1 pseudogene is annotated in these 600 nt (G+C 68.7%); it reads right to left on the bottom strand.

Annotated features, from left to right (window positions below):
- A pseudogene (locus tag FK530_RS24925) lies at window positions 1–427 on the bottom strand (hypothetical protein); the annotation flags it as partial.
- Between the last annotated feature and the right edge of the window lie 173 nt (window positions 428–600).

The raw sequence follows: 600 nt of genomic DNA, 5'->3' as shown, positions 1-600 counted from the left end.
GCTGTGCATCCAGGGACGTCACGTGTTCCGTGACCTCGACCAGGGCGAGGGTTCGCTTCCCGATGTCCTCCACCAACGCCCGACGCGTCTCCTGGGCCTCCCGGGCACGGGCGAGCCGGAGATCCGCCTCTGCGAGTCCGCGTGTGAGCTGCTCAAGGGCCTCGCGGCGGTCCTGCAGGTCATGGTCGGCCTGTTCCTGTGCCCGGAGATCCTCGCGTGCCGCCTCGAGCTTCCCAACGAGGTCGTCCACCACGGCGTCAAGACGGTCGCGACGATCGACGAAGGCGTCCAGCTGCCGCCCCTGCTCCTCCAGGTCGACCAACGTGGATCTCGCGGCCTCGAGCTCCTGGAGGGCCTGCCGGTACCCGCCCGTCGGCTTCCCACCGGGGGTGAAGAAACGCAGGTACTCCGCCTCAATGGCGGCCATGAGGTCATCGTGGTCCGTGGCATTGATTGCTGGTGACCCGGACACGGACCCGACCTCGTGGGCCCCAGACCCTCCAGCGCCACCCAGCGTGCGACGCAGGGCGGGGATGCGGGCGAGTTCCGGTTGGGTGAGGGACTGACCCTGCTGGACTTCAAGAGCCACCAGGAGGTCCA

Origin of the sequence: Tsukamurella conjunctivitidis, from assembly GCF_007858475.1 — a bacterium.
Lineage (GTDB): Bacteria > Actinomycetota > Actinomycetes > Mycobacteriales > Mycobacteriaceae > Tsukamurella > Tsukamurella conjunctivitidis.
This window is presented reverse-complemented; position numbering and strand designations above follow the sequence as displayed.